Annotated in this window: 6 protein-coding genes and 1 pseudogene; 3 read left to right on the top strand and 4 right to left on the bottom strand. The window is 65.1% G+C overall.

Translation table 11 applies throughout. The features are described 5' to 3' along the window. A partial coding sequence (locus WA944_RS13520; RefSeq protein WP_526647040.1) for an ISAzo13 family transposase occupies positions 1–1,245 on the bottom strand: 1,245 nt, incomplete at its 3' end. A gap of 134 nt (positions 1,246–1,379) precedes the next feature. Here WA944_RS13520 and WA944_RS13515 point away from each other — a divergent pair. Together WA944_RS13515 and WA944_RS13510 are read left to right on the top strand one after the other, a co-directional pair. Continuing rightward, on the top strand, positions 1,380–2,123 hold the full coding sequence (locus WA944_RS13515; protein ID WP_526369657.1) for a DDE-type integrase/transposase/recombinase: 744 nt from the start codon (positions 1,380–1,382) through the stop codon (positions 2,121–2,123). Positions 2,124–2,181: 58 nt separating this feature from the next. After that, positions 2,182–3,618, top strand: a complete 1,437-nt coding sequence (locus WA944_RS13510) for a WS/DGAT/MGAT family O-acyltransferase (protein ID WP_526369655.1) — start codon at positions 2,182–2,184, stop codon at positions 3,616–3,618. Positions 3,619–3,623: 5 nt separating this feature from the next. On the opposite strand, the pseudogene WA944_RS13505 reads toward WA944_RS13510, so the two are convergent. Continuing rightward, a pseudogene (locus tag WA944_RS13505) lies at positions 3,624–4,045 on the bottom strand (alpha/beta hydrolase family protein); the annotation flags it as partial. Between the two features lie 62 nt (positions 4,046–4,107). Here WA944_RS13505 and WA944_RS13500 point away from each other — a divergent pair. After that, positions 4,108–4,278: a transposase gene (locus tag WA944_RS13500; RefSeq protein ID WP_526369653.1), complete on the top strand. Its 171-nt coding sequence runs from the start codon at positions 4,108–4,110 to the stop codon at positions 4,276–4,278. Here the strand turns inward: WA944_RS13500 and WA944_RS13495 are convergent. Together WA944_RS13495 and WA944_RS13490 are read right to left on the bottom strand one after the other, a co-directional pair. Next, positions 4,244–4,702 carry a DUF6262 family protein gene (locus WA944_RS13495; RefSeq protein ID WP_526369651.1) on the bottom strand — a complete coding sequence of 153 codons (459 nt, stop codon included), beginning with the start codon at positions 4,700–4,702 and terminating at the stop codon, positions 4,244–4,246. The genes WA944_RS13500 and WA944_RS13495 overlap by 35 nt on opposite strands. Beyond that, a complete protein-coding gene (locus WA944_RS13490) occupies positions 4,692–5,660 on the bottom strand; it encodes a tyrosine-type recombinase/integrase (protein WP_526611422.1) in 969 nt (322 codons plus the stop codon). Before WA944_RS13490 ends, WA944_RS13495 begins: the two co-directional genes overlap by 11 nt. Positions 5,661–5,700: the final 40 nt, after the last annotated feature.

Below are 5,700 nucleotides of genomic sequence, written 5' to 3'. Positions count from 1 at the left end.
GGTAGGTGACGTTGGGCGTGTCGCGGTGTGGTCGGCGGTGAGCGTGTAGTTCCAGTCGCCGTGGAACTCGTGACGGTGCAGCTGGGTGGCTTCGAGGGCGGCGATCTGCTTGTCGGTGATCTTGATGCCGCGGTCGTAGGTGGTGGTGTCGAGCACCGCGTTTACGGTCAGTCCTGTGGATGTGGTTGTTGCCCTGAGAGTTTCGATGACAACCTCGTGAGATTCCAGGGGGCGTGCGCGCCAGTTGCGGCTGATCGCGGAGAACAGCCGGTGTTCGATTTTGTTCCATTTGGAGGTGCCGGGCGGCAGGTGGCAGACCGTGATGTCGAGTCCGGCCTCGGCGGCGAAGGCGGCGAGTTCGGTTTTCCACAGCCGCAGCCGGGATCCGTTGGAGCCACCGGAGTCGGCGGTGATCAGCAGCTTGTCGGATCCGGGATAGCTGGTAGCGCCCATCGTGGTCCACCAGCGGCGGATCGATTCCACCGCGAACTGGCCGGTGTCGGCGTCGGTGCCGACGTTGACCCAGCCGGTGTTGGCGGCGATGTCGTAGACCCCGTAGGGAGCCACCTTGCCCAGCGCCTTGTCGGCGAAGTCATGCACCTTCACCGTGCGCGGTGACCCGGCGGGCTCCCATTCGCGGCCAGCAGCTTTGTAGTTGCCGACGAGTTCCTTCTTCTTGGTGTCCACGCTGATCACCGGGTCCCCGTCGGCCTGGAACCGCTCGACTTGGGTGTTGAGATAGCCGAACTGCCCATCCCGATCCGGATGCTGGGCGCCTTCGAGGGTTTTCGAGTTCGCCTGCAGGCTATAACCAGCCTCTTTGAGCAGCTTGGCCACCGTCCGCGCGGACACCCGATGCCCCCTGGCGGTCAGCTCGGCGGCCAGCTTCGCCGTCGATTTGGTCGTCCACCGCAACGGCGACTCCGGATCGCCGCGCGAGACCGGATCCACCAACGCATCCAGCGCGGCGACCAGATCGGGGTCGGTCACCGCCATCGGCGGACGCCCCGCACCCGGCCGGCGCACCCGCCCCGGAATCGGTTCGTCGTCATCCAACTCGCGCACACCGTGCGCCACGGTATCCGGATGCACCCCACCGGCCGCCGCGACCAACTTGATCCCGCCCCGACCCAACACCTTCGCCTCCGCGCCGAGCAACAACCGCCACGCCCGCTCGTCCAGATGCGGGCGGATCAACGACAAACGGGCGGCGACCGGATCGGAGTCCACAGCAGGCAGCGTCATACCACAAGTGTGAACAAACCAAACGGAAAAACCTAAGCAATTACTGCACGCGCCCTAAGACCGCCGACCTGGCGATCTGCCAGATCTGGGCGCGTGAACTCGACGAAGGGAACTACTGGTGCTCGAAATCGAGCATGTACCGCATCGCCAAAGCCGCAGATCAAACCAGGGAACGGCGACGTCAGGCGACTCATCCTGCGAAGGTCAAACCCGAACTGCTCGCCGACGGCCCCTCCCAAGTCTGGACATGGGACATCACCAAGCTGCGCGGCCCGGCCAAGGGCGTCTGGTACCACCTGTACGTCATCATCGACATCTTCTCCCGCTACAACCCGTCCTGGCTGCTCTCAACAACCGAAAGTGCTGAGGAGGCAGAGGAATTCATCGAGGAGGCCGTCAACCGCAACGGCGCGGTCCCGCACACGGTGCACGCCGATCGCGGCACGTCGATGACCTCAGGGTCGGTGTCGGAGCTGCTGGCCAACCTCGGCATCGACCGATCCCATTCCCGCCCGCGAACATCCAACGACAACCCCTTCAGCGAGGCCCAGTTCAAAACCCTGAAATACGTCCACGATTTTCCGAAATCCTTTGCATCCCTTGGTGATGCGCACATATACCTGGACGGGTTCTTCAACGAATACAACCACGTCGACGCCATTCCGGCATCGGCTGGCACACCCCGGCATCGGTCCACTTCGGCACCGCCGATGCCATCGACGAAGCCCGCCAAACCACCCTTACCGCCGCCTACCACGCCAACCCCGCCCGGTTCGGTCGCCGACCCACCCCACCGAAGAGGAAGACGATCACCTACATCAACCAACCCACACCCCAACCCCAACCGCAAATCAACTGATCAGCACTGTCTCATTTGACTTGACAAATGCCGGCCTAGCGTGGTACTCACAGGGGCCCGGGAGATGGAGTATTTGCGTGCAGCAGCTCAGCTGGACAGACGACATGATGCTGCGGGCCGAACGGCCGGAGACCCCGATCCAGATCCAGATGCTGCTGATCTACGACCCGGCGACAGCACCCGGCGGCAAAGTCACTTTCAAAGGGATCCTCGAAGAGGTCGAAGCCCGCCTCCATCTCGCACCGACGTTCCGCCGGCGGTTGACCGAGTTGCCCGGTGGCCCGAGCATGCCGTACTGGGTCGATGATCCCGACTTCGATCTCGAGTACCACGTCCGCCACATCGCACTGCCACAACCGGGCGATTGGCGTCAGCTGTGCATCCAGGTCGCGCGCATCCATGCGCGGCAGATCGACCTGCGCCGCCCGCCGTGGGAGATGACCGTGATCGAGGGGTTGACCTCGGTGCCGGGGGTGCCACCGGGAGCATTCGCCATCAGTCTCAAGCTGCACCACTGCGTGGTCGACGGGATGGAAAGCATCGAGCTGATGGCGGCCCTGCACGACTTGTCCCCCGACGGTCGGCGCCCCGATCCACCCCAAACACCTTGGGAGCCAAGCGCTCTGCCGTCCAGAGCAGGCTTGGCCTCGCGGGCAGCGATCGACGGTGCGCTATACCCTCTCCGCGCGAGCAGGGTGATGATTCCCAGTGCGCTCAAGGCCGTCGGTCAATTGGCAGGACTGCCCGGCAAGCTGGCCGGCGGCATCGCCTCAACGCTGGGAAGCGATTCCGGTTCCATCTTCCCGCCGACCACCCGGTTCAACAATTCGGTCACACCCCATCGAGTCTTCGAGGCCCGCTTCCACGATCTCGCCGACTTCAAGCGCATCAAGGCAACCGTCGAGGGAGCGACGATCAACGATGTGGCAATGGCGTACGTGGGCGGCGCACTTCGCCGCTATCTGGACGGGCACGGGGAGCTGCCGGACGACACCCTCGTGGCGGCGTGTCCCGCGTCGATCCGCGACGCGAGCGAGAAGGGTGGCGGCGGCAACCGGCTGTTCGGCAGAGCGCTGTCGCTGCATACGGACTCAGCGGACCCGCGTGAGCGTCTGGCGTCGATCGCCGCCGAATCTGCCGTGTATCGCGACAACTCGAATCCGTCGAGGAACGCGCGGCTGGTGGATCTCGTCGGCCTGATTCCGACCACGCTGCTGGGCGTGACGGTGAAGGCGGTGATCGTGATGCCGTTCTCCGGTCCGACCATCCTCAACACAACGGTCAGCAACGTGCCAGGGCCAACGGAACCGATCTACTTCCGGGGCGCACGTCTGGTTCGCGTCACCGGCCTTGGCCCGCTGGTCGCGGGGTCGAATCTGTTCCACGTCGTCGCCAGCTACAACGACACCATGTCGATGGGGGTCACGGCCGACCGCAGGGCATTGCCCGATCCGGCGCATTACGCCGACTGCATGCAGGCGACGTTCGACGAAATGTTGTCCGCGGCAAGCTGAGCGAGCTAGCCGACCGCGTCCACCGTTGCGTGCGGTCGAGTGTGGTGCACGTGGTCGAGGAAGAGCCCGATCGCCCGCACCGCTGCGCTGGACTTGGAGCCGTCGGTGAGATCGAAGCCGTGGCCGGTGCCGGGTAGTTCGATATAACCGACGGCGCTGTTCGAGGTGGCGCGGAGCCGCTCGACGAACGCTCGCGCCTCACCGACAGGGATGAGGACATCGCTGTCGCCGTGGAGCACGAGAAACGGTGGGCCGCGCTGTTGACGCGCGCCAACGGAGACGCATCCCGGAAGAGGTCCGGGTGCCGGGACTGCTGGCGCTTGACGACGACGCGTTCCAGGAAATCCATGAATCGGGCCCGCTCCGGGGTCGCGCGGTCCTCCCAGTCGTGGAGACCGTAGATACTGACGACCGCATAAACCGAGGTGACCGCGGACGCGAGTACGACAGTGCGTACGGCTGTGTCCGAGTGGTGGCTGCCCTCTCGGCGTGGGCCCGGAAACGCTGCGCAAGTGGGTCCGCCAGGCCGAGATCGATGCCGGCGAGCGCGACGGGGTGAGCACCGCAACAGACCGGGAGAACCGGGAGCTGCGCCGCAAGGTGTCCGAGCTCGAGCAGACTAATGTTATCTTGGGTCGGATAGGCTTTTTAGTGGCTTGAGCTGGGTGTTTGTGTCGTGGACTGTGTCCGTGACGGGGGTCGCGGCGATGCGGTTGGCGCGAAGTTGTCCGTGCAGGAGCGCGATCTGGTCGCGTAGGTGACGGTTGTCGTTATCGAGTTCGCGGATGCGTTCGTGGGCCAGGGTGAGGCGTTGGCGCAGTGAGGCCTCGGAGCTGCGTGCGACTTGGGTTGCTGCCGGTTCGCTCGGTTGGGGTCTGGCGGTCAGTTGGCGGAGTTGGTCACGGAGTTCGGGTTGGGCATATAGCCAGGAGCGGGAGACTCCGGCGTGGGCGGCGATCTGGGTGACGGTGCGCTGTTGGCCAGTGTCGCCGAGGTCCTGCAGGGCTTGGTGGGCGCGTTGAAGGGTGTCGGCGCGGCGGCGTTGGGCCGCGGCGATGAGATGGTGGATATTGTTAGGGCGCATCGGATTCGTCCTTCCCGCAGCATGTTTGGCTGCCCGCTGAGCCGCATCGGCAGTCGGGGTGCTCGGCGTTGAGGGTGGTGATGATGGTGAGCAGGTTAGTTTCGACGGTGCGATTCATCTCGGCCAGGCGGGTGTGGCCGTCTGATTCGGCGCGGGCGATCAGTGCGCGGGTGTCTTCCAGTTGGCGGCGGTGCTGCGGTAGGAATTCGGCGGTCGTTACGAACAGTGGGCAGGTCAAACACGCGTTGGCGTGCGGGCACGATTTCTGCAGCGGCAGAACGCAATAGCCGTTGGGTAGCGTCATGGTCGCGCGGGCCAGGTTCTGCTTCATCCACTCACCATCGGCGAGCGGCCCGTCGATCGTGGTGTCGACGGGCTCACCGCGGATGTTGATCTTCTGGGCGCGTTCCCACTGGGCACGGACGGTGCTGTCGGCCAGGCGGGCATACACCGCGGTCATGGTGTGGCTGGTGTGGTCGAGCAGTCGCCGGACCACTTCTTGTGGCACGTCATGGTTGATCCACCGGGTCGCCGCGGTGTGCCGGAACTGGCGTGCGGAGACATGGACCGGTGGCCCGAGTTCGTCTGTAACGCAACAGTTGTGAAGCCACTGGCCGAGCTGGAGGTGGAATGTCGCGGTCGGGATGGGTAGGTGCCCGTCGGGGTTGGCACTGCCGCGCGGCAACAGCACGGCGGTGGTGGGGAACCGTGTCCGGGTGCGCGTCTGCTGCGCCTGGATCAGGGTAGCCAGTTCGTCGTCGATGGGTACGATTGCTTCGCGGCGCATCTTGTGGTTGCGGTAGCGCAGATAGACCGCGCCCTGCGGGTCGCGGATCAGACAATCCAACGCTAACCGGGTGGCGTCCCCGATTGTTGACGGACATTCAGGGTGACCACCTGGGGGTGGGGGTCCGGCGTTGAGGGTGAGGACGCTTCGGCGGGATCTGAGCGGCGGCATGGTGACGACGCCCCCTGTTCCGGGGGGTCACGGTGGCCTG

The sequence above is a fragment of the Mycobacterium sp. genome, assembly GCF_049683355.1.
In the GTDB taxonomy this organism is placed as follows: domain Bacteria; phylum Actinomycetota; class Actinomycetes; order Mycobacteriales; family Mycobacteriaceae; genus Mycobacterium.
Note: the sequence above shows the minus strand (reverse complement) of the source record. Positions and strands in the feature narration are given on the sequence as shown.